This window comes from Oleiphilus sp. HI0061 (assembly GCF_001635675.1).
Map to the genome: position 1 here is coordinate 1 of NZ_LWFE01000946.1, position 543 is coordinate 543.

Annotated in this window: 1 protein-coding gene; it reads left to right on the forward strand. The window is 43.1% G+C overall.

From position 1 onward, the window contains the following. The coding region (locus tag A3735_RS11095) for an RsmE family RNA methyltransferase (RefSeq protein WP_068638063.1) at positions 1-294 on the forward strand (294 nt) is incomplete at its 5' end. Positions 295-543 lie beyond the last annotated feature (249 nt).

Genomic DNA, 543 nt, shown 5'->3' on the forward strand with positions numbered 1-543 from the left:
ATGCCCGAAATTCATATCAAAAAGCGCTTCAAGCCCTTTGTTGAAGATGAATTACCTGCACTTTCCAAAGGTACACGCCAACTAGTCGCCCACCCTAGAGAAGAACAGGTCTGCCCACATCATCTCGAAGAAGCCTGCACCTTAATCATCGGCCCCGAAGGTGGCTTTACTGAGTATGAAGTAAACAAGCTCAAAGAAGCCGGTTTTGAAGGAGTTCATTTAGGCGAAAGAATTCTACGCGTAGAGACTGCCGTACCCGTATTGATCTCGCGTCTATTTGGGTCAACATTCTAGGGTAATTTTGTCCGCTAGTCGGACGTTCAAGTAGACTTAATTGATAAGGATGAAACAGCCAGATTGATTATCGAGTGAATGATTGAAAGTGAGCATTAGCGTTCTTTATCGGGAGCCAAGTAAACCGCTAACTTTGAGTTAAAAGCGAGCATTATTGAACTGTAGACATAACCCATCAAAAGAGCAGGAAGCGCTCACTTTTGAAAGCCCTAAGATCACTCACTACTGTTCAAAAATGTACTTTTCTTT